Below are 17,545 nucleotides of genomic sequence, written 5' to 3'. Positions count from 1 at the left end.
AGAGAAGAGGTCCGCAATGGTCATCGATGACAGCATTCGGCAGCAGTTTCCGATTCTGGACCAGCAGGTGCATGGCCACCCCTTGGTCTATCTGGATTCGGCCGCAACGGCTCAGAAGCCCCTGGCGGTCATCGATGCCGTTCGGGACTTCTACCTGAAGGACAACGCCGGGGTGCATCGGGGCGCACACGAATTGGCCGCCCGCAGCACCATGGCCTTCGAGCATGCCCGCTCCCGCGTGGCCGCCCTGGTAGGCGCAGAAGGCCAGGAGGGCGGCGAGGAGATTGTCGTCACCGCCGGGGCCACAGCGGCTCTGAACCTGCTGGCCACCGCTTTCGGCAACGCCAGCCTCGGTCGTGGAGGCAAGGCGGCACGTCGATTCGCCCTGAAGCCGGGGGATGAAGTCGTGGTCAGCAAGGCCGAGCACCATTCGGTCCTCCTGCCCTTCCAGGAGCTCTGCTACCGGACCGGAGCAGTGCTCAAATACTTTGATCTGGATCCGGAGGGTCGTGTTCTGGCCGATACCGCCGACCAGGTCATCACCGAGCGAACCAAGGTGGTTGCCGTTACCCACATCAGCAATGTGACCGGCGCCGTCACTGACATCAAGCCCATCGTCCGTCGTGCCCACCAGGTGGGCGCCCTGGTGGTGCTGGACGTTTGCCAATCGGTGCCTCACCTGCCTGTGGACCTGCATGCCATGGATGTGGACTTCGCCGCCTGGAGTGCTCACAAGATGTATGGCCCCACCGGCGTGGGCTTCCTCTACGGCCGCCGTGAGTTGCTGGAAGCCCTGCCTCCGGCATCATTCGGCGGATCCATGGTGGAGCTGGCCTATCTGGACCGCCCAGCCAGCTATATGGATCCTCCGGCCCGGTTCGAGGCCGGCACCCAGCCGGTGGCCCAGATGATCGGCGCTGGCGTAGCTGCCGATTGGCTGATGGATCTGGGCATGGAGAACGTGGCCGAACATGAGAAGGCCATCACTGCAGGTCTGCTGAGGCTGGGGGAGTTGGACGGGGTACGCATCCTGGGGCCGACCACTCCCGAGGACCGGATCGGCACAGTCGCCTTCGACGTTCAAGGGGTTCATCCCCATGACGTAGGCCAGTATGTGGATTCGCGCGGCATTGCCATCCGCGTAGGACACCACTGCGCTCAGCCGGTCCATCGGCACTTTGGCCTGATGGCCTCCAACCGGGCTTCGACCGGCGTGTACAACACCGTGGCCGACACGGATGCCCTGCTGGATGCCGTCGCCGGGGTCCGCAAGTTCTTCCGGGTGGCCTGAGGGTCTTCACCGGCAGCGCATAGACGGATTTGGCAAAGACATACTGGTAGGTTTGAGGACATGGCGGATTTCGGGATGGATGACGAAGAACTGGAGCAGATGTACCAGGAGGTGATCCTGGATGCAGCCCGGGATCCTCACGGGCGTGTAGGGGATCAGGCTGATGGGGGAGAAGACCCTGATGGCGACGGCGTGACCATGAGGGTGGAGCACGAGGCCTGCCTGGCTGCCGAGTCCCACCAGTTCAATCCCACCTGCGGGGATCAGGCCACCATTCATGTGGAGGTGGCGCCCGGCGAGCAGGGCGGTCCCGACCTCATCCAGCGGATCGTCTGGCAGGGTTCGGGTTGTTCAATCAGCCAAGCCAGCCTGTCCATCATGGTGGATCTGGTCCAGGGACAGACCGTTGACCATGCCATGGATCTGGCTGCAGACTTCCGCCAGCTTATGGAATCGCGGGGAGCTGGAATCGAGGACGAGAAGAAGCAGGACGCTCTCGGTGATGCCATGGTCTTCCAGGGCGTGTCCAAGTATCCTATGCGAATCAAGTGCGCCCTACTGGGCTGGGAGGGCATGAAGGCCTCGGTGGCTCAGGCCCTGTCAGCTGGGCGAGAGGGCGACAAAGGTGAGAAGGAGGAGCAGGCATGAGCGGCAATACGAATCTGGTGCCCGAGCCCCAGGACTCCATCCTGGCCTCGGTGGGCAGGGCCATCAGCGATCCCGGCACGGCACAGGCCCTGGCCAGCAATCCCCTGGGCGCGGAAACGGTGCTGAAGTCGGCCGAGGGTGGTTCCATGCGTCAGGTCGATGGCCAGGCTGACAAGAAGTCCGATTCGGCCAAGTCTGACGATCAGCGTGCTAACACAGCTAACTCTGAAGTCTCCCTTGAAGGCCCGTCAGCGGACCAAGGCTCGAGTGCCCAAAACCCGGCCAGTGCGTCGGCCGCCAATGGTGAGAAGGCTGCGGACCAGAATGCCGCTGATGCTGAGGCCGCCGCTGAGGAGGCCATCCCTCTCAAGGCCGTCGACGACATCGGCCGGGCCACTGCTGAGGATGTCAGGGAGGCCCTGCACCAGGTCATCGATCCCGAGCTGGGCATTGACGTGGTCGATCTGGGATTGGTCTATGGCATCGAAATCGACGAACTGGGCAGGGCCATCATCACCATGACCCTGACCACGCCGGCCTGCCCGCTGACTGACCTGATTGAAGACCAGTGCGCCAGCGTCTTGGCGGGCCTGGTCGAGGAGTTCCGCATCGACTGGACCTGGTCGCCGCGCTGGACCCTGGATATGATCACCCCTGAGGGTCGCGAGCAGCTGGCCGCCATCGGCTTCAACTTCGAGAACATGCCCACCTATCAGTGAGACCGTCCCTCCGGTAGACCAACCCGGGTCCTCCCATGCGAATATACTGATGATTCCGGTCCGCCGTGACCGGCACGGCGCATGAGAGAAAGCACAGTGAAATGGCATTGTCCATGGGCTGGAAACTGCACGGCGACGGGAAAACATTGGCTCCGGGCGAGGTTGTGGAACCCGACGAGCGACTCACATGGCCACGTACGGCTGGCATCGGTGCCCAGCATGTCATCGCCATGTTCGGCTCCACTTTCCTGGTTCCCATTCTGACCGGATTCGATCCCTCAACCACCCTCTTCTTCACGGCCATGTCCACGGCCCTCTTCCTGCTGATCAACCGCAACCGGCTGCCCTCCTACCTGGGCAGCTCCTTCGGCTTCATCGCTCCCGTCCTGGCAGTGACCACCGCCCACAAGGGTCTGGCTGTAGCCTCTTTTGGTATCATGGTCACCGGCGCCCTGCTCTTCCTGATCGGCCTGATCGTGCACTTCGCCGGCTCGCGATGGATCGATCTGATCATGCCCCCAGTGGTGAACGGCGCCATCGTGGCCATCATCGGCTTCAATCTGGCGCCCTCAGCCTGGAAGAACTTCAAATCAGCCCCGCTGACCGCCCTGGTCACCCTGGTGGCCGTCATGCTGATAGCCGTCCTCTTCAAGGGCCTGATCGGCCGGCTCAACATCCTTCTGGGAGTCATCGTCGGCTACATCTTCGCGGTCACCCAGGGCCAGGTCGACTTCGCGGCTGTGGAGAAGGCCGCCTGGTTCGGTCTGCCTCACTTCCACACTCCTCAGGCCAACCCATCAGTCCTGGCCATGTTCATCCCCGTAGTGCTTGTCCTGGTGGCCGAGAACATCGGTCATGTCAAGTCAGTGGCCCTGATGACCGGCCGCGATTATGACGACCAGATCGGCACCGCCCTGATGGCCGACGGTCTGGGCACCACGCTGGCCGGGCTGGGCGGAGGCTCGGGCACCACCACATACGCGGAGAACATCGGCGTCATGGCCGCCACCAAGGTCTACTCCACGGCCGCCTACTGGTGCGCCGCAATCTTCGCCTTCCTGCTCTCCCTCTGCCCCAAGTTCGGGGCCATCATCAACACCATTCCCACTGGCGTTCTGGGCGGGGTCACCACCATGCTCTACGGCATGATCGGCATGCTGGGCATCCGCATCTGGGTGGAAAACAAGGTGGACTTCGGCAAGTCCGTCAACATGACCGTGGGCGCCGTCGTCATGATCGTGGGCATCGCGGACTTCACTTTTGCTGTGGCCGGGGTCAGCTTCAACGGCATCGCCATCGGCTCTGTGGCAACGCTGGTCATGTACCACGGACTCAAGGCCATCGGCCGCTGGCGGGGGACTATCGACCCGGACGACTACATTCATGAGGATTCGCAGGCCGTCTCCCAAGAGCGCTGATTGCGTCAGGTTTGCCCGACTTTCCGCAGCTGCCCGATACTCGAAGATGCCTGATGCCAAGGTTTGCCTGTTTGTGCAGCTGGCAAGGCTCAGCCAGCCTGTTCGGGTCTGGTCGCGTAGAAGGCCACGGCACTTGAGGCAGCCACATTCAGGCTGTCCACGTCGTGGCTCATGGGGATGCGCACAGTCAGGTCCGCCCGGGCGATGGTTCTGTGGCTCAGCCCGTCGCCTTCGGTACCGAATATGAGGGCCAGGCGATTGATCCGGTCCGGACCTGGCCTTAGCCGTTCCGCCAGCTCATCCAGGCTGATGGCGTCCCGGTTCAGGGCCATGGCCGCCGTGGTGAAGCCCAGATCATGCAGCTGGCTCATACCCTGGTCGGGCCAGGCGTGGATGTCGTCGCCGCCAATCCTGGTCCATGGAACCTGAAAGACCGTGCCCATGGAGACCCGTGCGGCCCTGCGGTAAAGAGGGTCGGAGCAGGAGGGAGTGACCAGGACCGCATCCACCTGCAGGGCTGCCGCCGAACGCATCAGGGCGCCAATGTTGGTGTGGTCTACAATGTTTTCCATGACGGCCACCCGCTTTGCCGAGCGGCAGATCTGCTCCACGGTTGGCAGGGGCCAGCGTCTCATGGCGGCAAGCGCGCCCCGATGCAGCCGGTAGCCGGTGATGGCCTTGAGCTGTGCGGGGCTGGCCACATAGACAGGGACGTTGGGCCCGAAGCTTGCGTCCACCTGGTCGAACATGGGGCGCATCCCCTCCAGCCAGGGCTCTTCCACCAGGAAGGAGATGGGCTCGACCCCGGCATCCAGGGCGCGGGCGATGACCTTGGGGGACTCGGCGATGAACAGGCCCTTGGCTGGCTCCAGACGATTGCGCAGCTGAGGCTCGGTCAGCCTGGTGTAGGCCTCGATTCTGTCATCCTCTATGGAGTCGATGTTCACCCTGAGCACGCCTGCCGCTCCTCCTTCTCGTTCTGACAACAGCATAGGCGGCGCAACCGAAAACATACGGTCGCGCCGCCTAAGGCAGTCGGAGTTTCAGCTCTGCTAAGCTATCACTTCTTCTCTTCTGCAGCCTGACGGTCGGAGGCAGCGATGCGCTTGGCGATCTCGCCTTGAGGGCCGAGCTCGGGCAGGAGCAGAACGAAGACATCGGAGAGCAGGAAGATCATGCTTTCCAGTCCCAGGTTGAGCACGTAGTTGCCCTTGCTGACCGAGGAGATGATGATGGGCAGCAGGAAGGCGCAGAGAAGGCCAACAGTGCTGACCAGACCGCCGGCGCTTCCGGCATACTTGCCGCGAATCTCAGGCAGGGCGAAGGGCATAGCCTGGACGATGGGGCCGTTTATGGCACCGAAGGCGCCCGAAACAAACATGATGCAGCAGAGCAGACCCACGACCGGGGCCTTCTTCAGCATAAGCACCACCGCCCAGAAGTAGACCATGAGTGCAGTACCCACCAGAATGGTGGCGAAGAGGTAGCCCTTCCACTTGCCCAGACGAGAGCTGATCATGGGTCCGATGATGGATCCTGCGATGGATCCCAAGGCAGCTGCAGAGGCAACCAGACCGGCTGAGGTCTTGTTGAAGCCGTTGTTGTTGATCAGCGTCTGGGGAATGAATCCAGCGAAGGCGGTGGACGCGGCCATGGAGCAGCCGTAGCAGAGGGCGATCAGCCAGACATTGCGGCTCCTTGCCGCGACATTGAAGTACTTGAGCGGAGAATCGGTGGCTGGCGGCAGCTGCACTCCTTCAGGAGCGTCACGAATCAGGAAGACCCAGAGCAGGCTTGCCACGGTCAGGATGATGGCTGCGCTCAGATAGGAGGTGCGCACCGAGAACCGGGGAGCAACCATCTGGGCCAGGATGACCCCGATGCCGGCCGAGCCGTAGAAGAATCCCATGGCGATCTGCGTCTGATCGCCGAACCAGACGCTGAAGATCTTGACCAGGTTGGCGTTGAGGGCAGCGATGCCAGCCCCCAACAGGAACATCGAGAGCATCTGCAAGGGGAAGTTGAGGCCGAAGGTCCTGATGTAGGCGCCGACCACGGCGATGGCCAGACCGGTCAGCACTACCTTCTTGGGGCCGACACGGTCACCGATGGTGCCCATGGGGATGCTGAGGAATACTGCGGTCAGCATGGGCATGAGCAGCAGGGTCGAGAATCCGGCCTGGTCGATGTGCAGCATGGGCATCAGGTAGACCGCAAGGGCGGATATCTGGTACTGCATGTAGTTGGACAGAATGCCGATCAGGCAGACCACGGCCGCGATGACCCAGCGGTAATTGGATGATTTTCGAGTATTCATGTTCTCTCCCTCCACGATTTACGTGGAACAGGCGGCCTAGTGACGGTCTCCGTCCAGCAGGCACTCCTCGAATGCCGGCCGAAGCAGGTCGATGTTCTCCTTGTTGACGTCGCGGCGCAGCTTCCAGCCGTTCTCGTCGATGACCATGGTGTCTGGATGGTCGACGCTGTAGGACTCCCAGGCATCCCCGGCGCCGCTGACAGGACGGCCGGTGGTTGCGAAGGAGCACCAGGCGTCGTTCATCTCATCTGACAGGTGCATGGGCGGTACCTCGCCGGTCAAGGTCTCGGGCAGGTCAGGCCGCTGGGTGTTATGCAGCACGAAGGGCAGCTCAATGGCATGGCAGGAGCCCATGCCGGGGATCTTGGAGGCGTAGGTGAACAAATACTGGTAGACGGTGTTGTACTTGGACTGGTACTCGCACATGAGGTTGGTGCCAACCCTGAAGCCGATCTGGTTGGTGTACTCCAGATAGCGCTCGGCGGGGTCTTCTCCGGGGTGAGCCTGCTCCCAAAGCTTCTCGTAGCGCTCGGAGTCCAGCTTGCCGTCAAAGTGGAAAATGGCCTGGTGGTGCCAGAAGTCGGGCATTTCGTTGGCGAAGTCCTTGAAGTAGAGCTTCCAGTAAGCGAACTCGTCGGCGTTGCAGCCCAGCATGATCTCCACGTCCTTTGCGGCACCGTCCTTGAATGCCTGGAGAGGCTTGGCCGGAAGGTAGTCGCCGTCGGTGGTGGGAGCGAAGATCAACGAGATCTCATGGATATGCTTGGCGAAGAAATCTCCGGTGAACTTCATCATGATGTCGCCGACGGGCAGGGCCGCCAGCTCCTGGGCAGTCTTGCAGCCCATCATCTCCATGAATTCCTGGGCATAGGGAGCCGTGGATTCCGGGGTGTTGTAGAGCTGGATGGGGCCGGATTCGCCAATGGCCCTTTGGAAGAGTCCCTTGGCGGCTGGGGCGACGGTCAGCAGCATGGTGGAGCCCGAACCGCAGGATTCGCCAAAGAGGGTGACCCGGTCAGGATCTCCGCCGAAGGCAGCGATGTTCTCCTGGACCCACTGCAGGGCAGCCACCTGGTCCATGAGCCCTAGATAGCCTGACTGCCGGTATTCGTCGCCTCCGGGCAGTCCTGCCAGGTTCATGTACCCGAAGAGGTTGACCCGGTAGTTGATGGTGACATAGACAACATCGTTGCGCTTGGTGAAGTTGCTTCCGTCATACATGGGGTCGGACGAACCGCCCTCCACGTAAGCTCCGCCGTGGATGAAGACCATGACGGGCAGCTTTTGGGCCCCCTCATGGCCGACCCAGACGTTCAGGCTCAGGCAGTTCTCGCTCTGCTGACGGCGGGAGGCATACATGACCGGGTCGTACTTCTGCAGGGCGGAATCCCCGAAGTGGGTGCAGTCGTAGTCCCGGTGCTCAGGATCCAGATGTTCCGGGGCCTTCCAGCGTCGGGAGCCGACGGGAGGCTTGGCGTAGGGGATGCCCAAGTAGGCGACGGTCCCCTGAGGGGTGGTGATGCCATGGTAGGTGCCAAATTCTGTGGTGACGGTTGGCATGATTTTCCTTTCCGCGAGGTAGTGCTCGGTCGGCGGTTGTGTCCCCGTCGACCCTGGATGAATTTCACCCTATGGCCTGGTGTCAGGCGAGGGTCAAATCGAGCAAACAGTCATTGCGGAAGTTTGAATCTGAAGATGTAGGTAGAGGGCAAAACCCTTGCAGTGCAAGGCTTCCAGGCTGATATGATGGATTGCGTCCATAAAAGGTCAAGGTGAGAGGGGCATGAAAAACCTTAGGGTCGGACCAGACCCTTGCAGGAGGTAGTTATGGAAGTCAAGGCTGACGAAACAGCAAGCCTGATGGAGGAGGGCTACACCATCCGTCAGACGGCGCGCTTGTATGACATCACGACCGAGACCTTGTATTACTATGAGCAGATCGGGCTGGTGGTCCCTCGTCGCAATCCGGTCAATGGTTACCGTCTCTATGGACCAGATGACTTCGCTCGGCTGAACGTCATTCAGGCCCTTCGGAAGCTGGATTTCAGTCTGGACCGCATCGGACACTACTTGGACAATCGCACTTTCGATGCCACACTGTCCTTGATTGACGAGGAGGTGGAACATGTGGACAGCCAGATGCGATATTTGGCCTCCATCAAGCGAGGCCTCTTGAGCAGCTTGCAGAAGTATACGCAGGCCATGACCTCCATATCTCCGGCACGGACCGTCATCGTCCACCGTCCCCTGCGCCACTGCGCTTTGGTGTCTGATCACATGATCGACTATGACCGAATACCCTTTGCATTCGCCCACTACACGGCACTGCACCATGAGACGTTGCAGATCCTCAATACGCTGACCTGCTATCAAGTGGATGCTTCACGCCCGGTCAAGGGCTGGTTCCCGCCCAAGGCCATCCTGCTCTACTGCCCCGATCCGGGGTTCAGCGGTGATTATGATCTGCAAGCCGGCACCTATGCCTCCTGTACCTTTGTGGGCAGTTTTGCCCGCTGCAGACAGATCCATGGCAAGATGCTGGAAGATCTGAAGACCATGGGCTACCGTGTGGACGGGGATCCCTTGGAATTCTGCCTCATCGGCGAATATGAGTCCAATGACTTCGATGAGTATGTGAGCAGGATGGAGATCCCTGTAGTCCCCAACGACGTGGAATCGAGTGTCCGGAACGGGAGTTGAACCCGTACGCCTGTATATATATAGGCACTAGCACCTCAAGCTAGCGCGTCTACCATTCCGCCACCCGGACAGGTGCGTAATCGCAACGGAGATAATCATAGCATCTCAGACGATATTGCGCACTGGGCGATTGGGGGAGCGTGTCGTCACGGAAGAGCGCTTTTCGGCGGCGGGCTGTAGCCTAACACCATGACTGCACCCCTCTTCCTGCTGGATCCCGACCACGATGATTCCCCACTGGCCAGCGATGAGCTCCATACAGGCTGGCGCCTGACCCTGCCCGAGCGCATCTGTCGCCATGCTCTGGGCTCTATGAGGCTAAAGAACGGGGACCAACTGGATCTTTCCGACGGAGACGGACTGCATATCAGCGCTCTGGTCAGGGATGCTTCGACCGGCCTGGTGGAGGTCACCGCAGTAGGGCGGCAGGCACCACCCGAGCAGGAACTGATTCTGGTCCAGGCCCTGGCCAAGGGCGGCAGGGACGAGCAGGCCATCGACATGGCCACCCAGATCGGAGTCGATCAGGTCATGCCCTGGCAGGCTGACCGGTCCATAGCCAAATGGCGGCCGGGCCGCAACGACCGGCACTGGCAGTCCGCCTTGGATGCCGCGACCGAGCAGAGCCGGAGGGCCTACCGTCCTCGACTGCTCAATAAGGTGGACAGCCATGGCCTGGCCTCTTGGTGCCGGAAGGCGACCGACCAGGGAAGTATGGTCCTGATACTGCACCAGGATGCTGACCTTGGATGGGATGCGGTCCGTAAACGTGTAAACAAGCTGCCGGCCGGTTCGTCCGTAGCCGTGGTTGTGGGACCCGAGGGCGGGATTGCCGATCAGGAGATTCAGGCCATGATGAGGGAGGGAGCTTTGCCGGTTCGGCTGGGCGGCAACATCCTCCGGGCTTCCCTGGCCGGACCTGTAGCCCTGACCCTGCTGGCGGACATGATGGGCCGCTGGCAGTCAGCAGCCCCTGAGCCCAGCGCATGAAGTCGCGCGCAATATACAACCTCGACAATAAGATGGAAAACAGCGAAAATACCAAAACAGCAATGTCGGCAAACAGTGAGGAGCGGTCATGAGCGATGACGATCGGCAGGAGGACTGCATTTTCTGCAGAATCGTGGCAGGGGAGGTCCCCAGCGAAAAGGTCTATGAGGATGAGACCGTCTACGCTTTCAAGGATGCCAACCCTAAGGCCGCCGTCCATGTCCTGATCGTCCCGCGTCACCACTACGCGTCCGTGGCCGAATTGGCCAAGGCCGCTCCCGACACTCTGGCCCACATCGTCCAGCTGGCGCAGCAGATCGCCGACAAGGACTTCCATGGAGCCTACCGGCTGATTTTCAACACGGGAGCGGATGCCGGCCAATCGGTCTTCCATGTCCACGCACACGTTCTGACCGGACAGGTGTTGCCTGAGTGAGGCTCGTGTTCACCATCGTCGTCGTGCAGGAAGGGAATCCGTGGCGGTAACTACGCGAACCCTGGAGATTCCAGAGGGGATCGACCCGGTTCAGGTGCTGGGGCCGGAGGATGCAGTCATCGAAAGGATCGAGCGCGCCTTCCCAGCGGTCTCCATCCTGGTTCGGGGCAACCGGATCATGCTGAGGGCCCGGGATCGACAGGGAGACGTGCAGGCGGCCCAGATCCGTGACCTGCTGTCCGAACTCATGCAGACCGCAGATCAGGTCCCTGTGGATGCCGATCAGGTGGGGCGAATACTGGATCACCGACGCTTGGAGCCCGTCGCTGCCAACTCGGCAGACCATCAGGCAAGAGGCCGTAAAACGGCGGATCGAATCCCTGCAGACCGCGATTATCAGGAGACGGCCATTGCAGGGTCAGAGGGGGTCAACGCCCTGGACGGCATCAACCTATCGAGTCAGGCAGCCCCTGCTGCTCTTCGTCGCCGCCCCCTGACCCAGGCCTCCAAGGGCCCGATCAGGCCCAAGACCGCTGGCCAGTCCGCCTATGTGGCCGCCATTGAAACGCATACCATCACCTTCGGCATCGGACCGGCAGGCACCGGCAAGACCTATCTGGCAGTGGCCAAGGCGGTTCAGGAATTCCGGGCCGGACGCATCGGGCGCATCATCCTGACCAGGCCTGCCGTGGAGGCGGGGGAGAGCTTGGGCTTTCTGCCCGGCACCCTCAATGAGAAGGTGGACCCATACCTGCGGCCCCTCTACGATGCCCTGGCCGACATGCTGGGCACCTCGCGGCTCCACCGCCTTCTGGCCGATGAGACCATTGAGGTGGCCCCGCTGGCCTACATGCGCGGACGAACCCTGAACGATGCCTTCGTCATCCTGGATGAGGCGCAGAACACCACCGGCAGGCAGATGAAGATGTTCCTGACCCGCCTGGGCTTCAATACCAAGATGGTCATCACCGGCGACGTCACCCAGGTGGATCTGGGCGGGCCTGCATCTGGTCTGGCCACCATCGAACAGGTGCTGCACGGCATCGACGACATCGCCTTCGTGCACCTGCAGGCGGCCGACGTGGTGCGCAATCGGCTGGTCGGGCGGATTGTCCGGGCCTACGACCGTGCCGATCAAGCCCGCAGACGGAGACGGGAGCAGGCATGAGCGTGGAAGTGACCAACGAGACCCAGTGGCTGATCGATGCCAAGACCTTCTCCGACCTGGGAGTATGGGTGCTGGACCAGATGCGGGTGAGCACCCAGTCCGACATGACCATCATCTTCAACGACCCCGAGCCCATGGCGGTGCTGCACGAGCGCTGGATGAACCTGGCCGGCCCAACCGATGTCATGAGCTTCCCCATGGACGAGCTGCGCCCCGGCGACGAGAACCATCGGCAGGAGGGCATCCTGGGCGACATCGTCATCTGCCCTTGGGTGGCGGCACAGCAGGCCCTGGCAGCCGGTCATTCCACTATGGAGGAGATGCTGCTGCTGGCCATCCACGGCACCCTGCATCTGCTGGGTTACGACCACACCAGCAGGGAGCAGGAGGAGCAGATGTTCGGTCTGCAACGCCAGCTGCTGCTGACCTTTCTGGCCCTGAGGCAGGGGCCCATAGCGGAGGCCGGGCTGCCGGCCGGGGCCACCAACGCTCTGGAGATCTATGAGCGGTATGGCCGTGGTGCCCACCGGAGAGGCAGATCCCATGAGTGACCGGGCTATAGTCGCCTTGGTGGTCATGGCTCTGGCCGCCATCGCTCTGGTCGTGCTCTCCCTGGCTCTGGCCGAGGCCCAGGGGGCGCTCAACAGGGTGACCCGATCCAGTCTCAACAATCTGATTTTGGGCCTGCAGACCGACCAGGAGCTCAGCCAGTTCTCCAGGATGAAGCGGATCGACCGCATTCATCGGGCCCAGAGTCTGATCTCCCAGCGTCAGGTGACGGGCAGCGCTTGCGCCTACGTACGCATCATCTGCGACATCCTGGTCGGTGTCCTGGTGGCCTGCATGGCTGCCCTTGGCGGTCTGCCCCTCTGGGAGCAACTGCTGTGCGGAGTGGTCATGGCCGTCCTGGTGGCCGCCATCTCCGTCACCCTGGGTCCTCATGGACGTTCCCGCCAGCCCATGGAGGCACTGCTCAAGCATGTTCGCCTGGTCGGGCTGGCTGTTCTTCTGACGCCTTTCAAGCGTCGGCGGCAGGCCGAAGCCCGCTCCCGCAAAAACCACCGCGGCGACCTTTCCGACGACGAGGAGCTGGAGAAGATCCAGATCGAGCAGGGTCGAGCTATGGTCGACCAACTGGTGGAGGCCGGTGCCTTCGATCCCGAGATCTCCGAGATGCTGAAGAACGTGTTGACCCTGTCGACCACGCTGACGCGCGAGATCATGGTTCCCCGCACCGACATGATCTGCATCTCCAAGGATGCCAGCCTGGATTCGGCCCTGAAGCTCTTCTCCCGGTCGGGATTCTCCCGCATTCCCGCTATAGGGGACGACGTGGATGACCTGGTCGGCATCGTCTACTTGAAGGACGTGGTTCGCGCCCTGGCCTTCAACCGCAAGGGCGACAGATCGGTCGCCTCCATCATTCGCCGGCCGGTTCTGGTACCTGAATCCAAGCCGGTCGACGACCTCTTCCACTACATGCAGCGCTCCCGCCACCACCTGGCCGTGGTCGTGGACGAGTACGGGGGCATCGCCGGTCTGGTCACCATAGAGGATGCCATTGAGCAGATCGTGGGCGAGCTGGAGGACGAGCACGACCGTGTCCAGCACGATGAGCCCAAACAGATCGGCCCGCACACCTGGCAACTGCCGGTCCGCACACCCATCACCGACCTGGAGGAGCTCTACGAGATCACCATCGACGAGGACGATGTGGACACAGTCTATGGCCTGCTGACCAAGCTGCTTGGTTCAGTGCCCGTCTCGGGCGCATCGGCGGTGACACGCGGCATCAGGCTGACCGCAGGCGAGGCGGTCGGCCGCCGCAAGAAGATCGCCACCATCGTGGTCGAGCCAGCCAACGGATCAAGCATCGCCCTGGAGGACGGTGCAGAACAAAAAGAAGAACAGGCCGACGGGGATCAACCCGAGCAGGACAGTCAGGAGAATTCATGACCAAGGAAGAACAGAGCGATGCCAAGGCGCCGGCCCACCGATCGGGGTTCGTGGCAGTAGTGGGCCGACCCAATGTGGGCAAGTCCACCCTTATGAACGCCCTGGTTGGCCGACCCATCGCCATAGCTTCCTCCCGGCCGGAGACCACCCGCAAGGCTATCCGGGGGATCATGACCCGTCCCGAGGCCCAGGTGGTCCTGGTGGATACACCGGGCATCCACCGTCCGCGCACCCTCTTGGGCCAGCGGCTCAACGACGTTGTGGAAGCCTCCCTGTCCGATGTGGATGCCATTGCATTCCTGCTGCCTGCCGACCAGGCCATTGGCCCCGGCGATCGCCGCATTCTGAGCCGGCTGCGGTCCGAGTTCGCCCGCAAGGACAAGGACGGCAAGTGGATCTGGCGAAAGCCTTTGATTGCCGTGGTGACCAAGATTGACCAGCTGAGCAAGGGTCAATTGGTGGACAAGCTCCTGGAGATAGGCGCCTTCGCCGACTTCTCCCAGATTGTTCCGGTCAGCGCCTTGGAAGCTGACAACGTGGACGAGGTGGCCCAGGTGTTGATGGATGCCATGCCCGAGGGCCCTCAGCTCTACCCTGACGACCAGCTGACCGAGGAACGTCCCGAAGACATGATCGCCGAGCTGGTCCGCGGAGCCTACCTGGAGGAGCTCAACGACGAGTTGCCCCACTCCCTGGCCGTCCGCGTGGAGTCCATCGATCCGGATCCGGAGGGCGGGCGCGACACTGTTCACATCGGCATTTATGTAGAGCGCGACTCCCAGAAGCCCATCGTCATTGGACGGGGGGCCGAGCACCTGGTGCGGGTGAAAAAGAAGCTGCGCACCGCCATCAACCGGACCATGGGTCGCAAGGTCCGGCTGGATCTGCATGTCAAGGTGGCCCGCAACTGGCAGACCGACCCCAAGCAGCTGGAGCGCCTGGGGTTCTGATCCTACTCAGCGGCGCGGTGCCGGGGTGCGCTTGGCTGTGTACATCCGGGTGTTCAGAAGGTCGGCGTAGCGCTCGATGACCTTGGGCCGGATCACCTTCATGGATGGTGTCATCAGCCCGTTGTCCTGGGTGAACTCCTCGGGCAGGATGATGAACTTGCGCACTGACTCGGCCCGGGAGACGCCCTCGTTGGCCCGGTCCACATACTCCTGGACCTCGGCCCGGACCACGGCGTTCTGGGCCGCCTCCTGCAGGGACATGTTGCGATCCAGTCCCTTGGATGCCAGCCAGGGCCGCAGGGCGGACTCGTTCAGGGTGACCAGGGCCGAGATGAAGGGACGCTTGTCGCCCAGAACCAGGGCCTGGGAGACGATCTCGGAGCGCTCGATGACCTCCTCGATGGGCCTGGGGGAGACGTTCTTGCCGCCAGCTGTGATGATCAAATCCTTCTTTCGCCCGGTCAGGAAGAGGAACCCGTCGCGGGAGAGCCGGCCCAGGTCGCCTGTGGCGTACCAGCCGTCCTCGGTGAAGGATGCACGAGTGGCCTCCTCATTCTTGTGGTAGCGGTGGAATACGCAGACGCCCTTGATCTGCACCTCGCCGTCCGAGGCGATGCGGATGGTGAATCCCGGGAAGGGGATGCCCACTGAGCCCCGGTGGTAGGGGGTGCCCAGGGGGTTGAAGGCGCAGGGTGCGGTGGTCTCGGTCAGGCCGTACCCCTCATAGACCGGAACATTGGCGCCACGGAAGAACCCCAACAGTTCAGGATCCAGGGGAGCGCCTCCGGAGACGATCCACTTGGCCCGTCCGCCCAGGACCTGGCGCAGGGAAGCGTAGACCAGCGGGTCATAGATGGCTCGCCGCAGGGCGCTGCGCTTGGTCGGCCAGCCCTTGCGGGAGATGTCCTCCATGTAGGTGCGCGCCGCCCGGGCCGCCCCGTTGAAGATCCTGCCCTTGATGCCATGCCCGGCCTTCTGTGATGCGGCGTTGTAGACCTTCTCGAAGACCCTGGGCACGCCGATGATGACCGTGGGCTTGGACTCCTGCAGGTCGGACAGCAGGGTGGCCAGCCCGGAGGAGATGTACACCTGCATGGTTCCGTAGACGACCCCGTAGCTGATGGCCCGGGCGAAGGTGTGGGCCTGGGGAAGGAAGAGCAGGATGGATCCATCCGGGTCGTGGGTCAGATTGGGGATGAAGGCGTTCAGGTTCCTGGCCAGCTGGCAGTAATGCTCATGGGTCATCTCCACGCCCTTGGGCGCCGCTGTGGAACCGGAGGTGTAGACGATGGAGCAGAGGTCGGTCTTGCGGATGGAGTTGATCCGCTCGTCGAGTTCGGCATCGCTGACCGACTCCCCGTAGGCCTGCAGCTCCTGCAGGGCTCCGGACTCCAGGCAGGCGATCCGCTCCAGGGTGGGGCAGTCCTTATCGGCCCCCTCGGCCTTGGCGCGCATCTCGGTGGTCTGCACCACCAGCAGCTTGGCGTCGGAGTTGTTGACGATGAATCGGATCTGTTCGGCCGAATCGGTGTCGTAGATGGTGGCGATGATCCCGCCGATGGACAGGACCGCGGCATCCACGATGTCCCACTCATAGCTGGTCCTGCACATGAAGGCCACGGCATCGCCCTTCTTCAGCCCGTAGTGCATGAAGCCCTTGGCGGTGGTCCTGATGTCATGCAGGATCTCTCGGCCGGTCCGGTAGGTCCAGCTGCCGTTTTCAACGAAGTGCAGGACCGGCTGGTCGGGGGTACGGCGGGCCCGATCAGCGTAGATGTCATAGACGGTCATGTCGTCAGGCACCGGTCCCATGCCGGCGGTGGTGGCCGAGAGCAGTCCCGAGGCCGGATCCATGCGCGTGGTGGTGGCGTAGTCAGCTGACCAGAAATGCGTATTGGGCAGGGCGAGGGCTTCCTGGGCGGCACCTGACGGATCCGCGGCCTGTTCGCCAGTCGGTCCCTCCCCATGACCCACCTGGTGTGCCACAAAAGATTTGACCGATGCTAGTAACGACACGTTGTCTCCTTCAATAATCGCGGGATATGTCCAGAATAGCCGCCTACTTGGAGAAGGGATGGCCCGGTGCTAAAGTAGGCACGTTGCTTTGGCGAGGGAGGCTTCATGGCCTCCGTTATCGACTCGGCTGGATCATCGGCGGCCTTTCCTTATGGGCGGTCCGGAATCCGACGCGGCGATGCGCCAGGACCGGCCCAGGTCGGTTTTGAGGAACCACTCAAGGAAGGAAGCCAACATGGCTAACACAATTAAGCTCGAGGGCGAAGTCCGCGACCAATTCGGCAAGGGGGCGGCACGCCGCATGCGCGTGGCCCAGCAGATCCCCGCCACCATCTACGCCGGCGGCGCCCAGCCCGACTACATCAAGCTGCCCATGCGCGAGACCACTCTGGCCCTGCGCCGCGCCAACGCCCTCTTCTCCATCAGCTTCGGCGGGCAGACCAAGACGGCCGTGGTCAAGGACGTGCAGCGCAACCCGGTCAAGCGCCAGGTGGAGCACATCGACTTCTATGAGGTCCGCGCAGGCGAGAAGGTCACCGTGGAGGTGCCCGTCTTCGTCAGCGGCGAGACCAAGGGCGCTGCCGTGGCCCTGATCGACACCCAGAACCTGCAGGTCCGGGCCGACGTGTCCAACCTGCCCGAGCGCATCGACATCAGTGTGGAGGGCCTGTCCGAGGGCGACAAGATCCTGGCCAAGGATGTCAAGCTGCCCGAAGGCTCCGAGCTGATCATCGACGATATGGAGGAATCCATCGTCTCCGTCGAGATCCCCAAGGAGGAGAGCCTGGAGACCCCCGCCGAGGAGACCGAACAGGCTGATGCGGAAGCCGCTCCGGAGGCTGACGCCCAGAGCGAGTGAACCCAGAGGTTCGTTACTGCCAAGGCGTTTGCTGCTAAGGCCGTGGGATCATCACGATCCTGCGGCCTTTTTGCCTA

At 62.3% G+C, this 17,545-nt stretch carries 16 protein-coding genes and 1 tRNA gene; 12 read left to right on the top strand and 5 right to left on the bottom strand.

Features of this window, described 5'->3' with window-relative positions:
- Positions 1–16: 16 nt before the first annotated feature.
- The 4 genes from RAM15_RS04300 to RAM15_RS04285 all read left to right on the top strand — a co-directional run bounded on the left by RAM15_RS04300 (position 17) and on the right by RAM15_RS04285 (position 4,076).
- Positions 17–1,291, top strand: coding sequence for a SufS family cysteine desulfurase (locus RAM15_RS04300; protein WP_306220908.1), 1,275 nt, complete (start codon positions 17–19; stop codon positions 1,289–1,291).
- A 60-nt stretch (positions 1,292–1,351) separates the two neighbouring features.
- Positions 1,352–1,939 (top strand): Fe-S cluster assembly sulfur transfer protein SufU, encoded by a 588-nt coding sequence (gene sufU / locus RAM15_RS04295; RefSeq protein WP_306220907.1) that lies wholly within the window; start codon positions 1,352–1,354, stop codon positions 1,937–1,939.
- Entirely contained in the window at positions 1,936–2,658 is a 723-nt protein-coding gene (locus tag RAM15_RS04290; protein WP_306220906.1) for a metal-sulfur cluster assembly factor, read from the top strand. The genes sufU and RAM15_RS04290 overlap by 4 nt, the downstream gene beginning before the upstream one ends.
- Positions 2,659–2,759: 101 nt before the next feature.
- Positions 2,760–4,076 carry a uracil-xanthine permease family protein gene (locus tag RAM15_RS04285; protein WP_306220905.1) on the top strand — a complete coding sequence of 439 codons (1,317 nt, stop codon included), beginning with the start codon at positions 2,760–2,762 and terminating at the stop codon, positions 4,074–4,076.
- 89 nt (positions 4,077–4,165) lie between these two features.
- On the opposite strand, the gene RAM15_RS04280 is transcribed toward RAM15_RS04285, so the two are convergent.
- The 3 genes from RAM15_RS04280 to RAM15_RS04270 form a co-directional block, all read right to left on the bottom strand.
- On the bottom strand, positions 4,166–5,032 hold the full coding sequence (locus tag RAM15_RS04280; protein ID WP_306220904.1) for a TrmH family RNA methyltransferase: 867 nt from the start codon (positions 5,030–5,032) through the stop codon (positions 4,166–4,168).
- Between the two features lie 104 nt (positions 5,033–5,136).
- A complete protein-coding gene (locus RAM15_RS04275; RefSeq protein ID WP_306220903.1) occupies positions 5,137–6,393 on the bottom strand; it encodes an MFS transporter in 1,257 nt (418 codons plus the stop codon).
- Between the two features lie 36 nt (positions 6,394–6,429).
- Entirely contained in the window at positions 6,430–7,953 is a 1,524-nt protein-coding gene (locus RAM15_RS04270) for a carboxylesterase/lipase family protein (protein ID WP_306220902.1), read from the bottom strand.
- Positions 7,954–8,220: 267 nt separating this feature from the next.
- Between RAM15_RS04270 and RAM15_RS04265 the strand changes: the two genes are divergently transcribed.
- Entirely contained in the window at positions 8,221–9,093 is an 873-nt protein-coding gene (locus RAM15_RS04265) for a MerR family transcriptional regulator (protein ID WP_306220901.1), read from the top strand.
- Here the strand turns inward: RAM15_RS04265 and RAM15_RS04260 are convergent.
- A tRNA-Leu gene (locus RAM15_RS04260) sits at positions 9,075–9,163 on the bottom strand. The two genes, RAM15_RS04265 and RAM15_RS04260, sit on opposite strands and share 19 nt — an antisense overlap.
- A 119-nt stretch (positions 9,164–9,282) precedes the next feature.
- Between RAM15_RS04260 and RAM15_RS04255 the strand changes: the two genes are divergently transcribed.
- From RAM15_RS04255 to era, 6 genes are all read left to right on the top strand, one after another.
- Positions 9,283–10,083 carry a 16S rRNA (uracil(1498)-N(3))-methyltransferase gene (locus RAM15_RS04255; protein ID WP_306220900.1) on the top strand — a complete coding sequence of 267 codons (801 nt, stop codon included), beginning with the start codon at positions 9,283–9,285 and terminating at the stop codon, positions 10,081–10,083.
- A gap of 88 nt (positions 10,084–10,171) precedes the next feature.
- Complete coding sequence (locus RAM15_RS04250; RefSeq protein ID WP_306220899.1) at positions 10,172–10,519, top strand: histidine triad nucleotide-binding protein; 348 nt, start codon at positions 10,172–10,174, stop codon at positions 10,517–10,519.
- A 40-nt stretch (positions 10,520–10,559) separates the two neighbouring features.
- Positions 10,560–11,687 (top strand): PhoH family protein, encoded by a 1,128-nt coding sequence (locus RAM15_RS04245; RefSeq protein WP_306220898.1) that lies wholly within the window; start codon positions 10,560–10,562, stop codon positions 11,685–11,687.
- Entirely contained in the window at positions 11,684–12,238 is a 555-nt protein-coding gene (ybeY, locus tag RAM15_RS04240; protein WP_101432424.1) for an rRNA maturation RNase YbeY, read from the top strand. The genes RAM15_RS04245 and ybeY overlap by 4 nt, the downstream gene beginning before the upstream one ends.
- Positions 12,231–13,643, top strand: a complete 1,413-nt coding sequence (locus RAM15_RS04235; RefSeq protein WP_306222247.1) for a hemolysin family protein — start codon at positions 12,231–12,233, stop codon at positions 13,641–13,643. Before ybeY ends, RAM15_RS04235 begins: the two co-directional genes overlap by 8 nt.
- Positions 13,640–14,593, top strand: coding sequence for a GTPase Era (era, locus tag RAM15_RS04230; RefSeq protein WP_306220897.1), 954 nt, complete (start codon positions 13,640–13,642; stop codon positions 14,591–14,593). Before RAM15_RS04235 ends, era begins: the two co-directional genes overlap by 4 nt.
- Before the next feature lie 6 nt (positions 14,594–14,599).
- On the opposite strand, the gene RAM15_RS04225 is transcribed toward era, so the two are convergent.
- The gene (locus RAM15_RS04225) at positions 14,600–16,609 is read right to left on the bottom strand and encodes an AMP-dependent synthetase/ligase (protein ID WP_372338636.1); all 2,010 of its coding nucleotides are present in this window, start codon (positions 16,607–16,609) and stop codon (positions 14,600–14,602) included.
- A gap of 235 nt (positions 16,610–16,844) precedes the next feature.
- Between RAM15_RS04225 and RAM15_RS04220 the strand changes: the two genes are divergently transcribed.
- A complete protein-coding gene (locus tag RAM15_RS04220) occupies positions 16,845–17,468 on the top strand; it encodes a 50S ribosomal protein L25/general stress protein Ctc (protein WP_306220896.1) in 624 nt (207 codons plus the stop codon).
- Positions 17,469–17,545 lie beyond the last annotated feature (77 nt).

This window comes from Bifidobacterium asteroides, from assembly GCF_030758775.1.
Lineage (GTDB): Bacteria > Actinomycetota > Actinomycetes > Actinomycetales > Bifidobacteriaceae > Bombiscardovia > Bombiscardovia kimbladii.
Note: the sequence above shows the minus strand (reverse complement) of the source record. Positions and strands in the feature narration are given on the sequence as shown.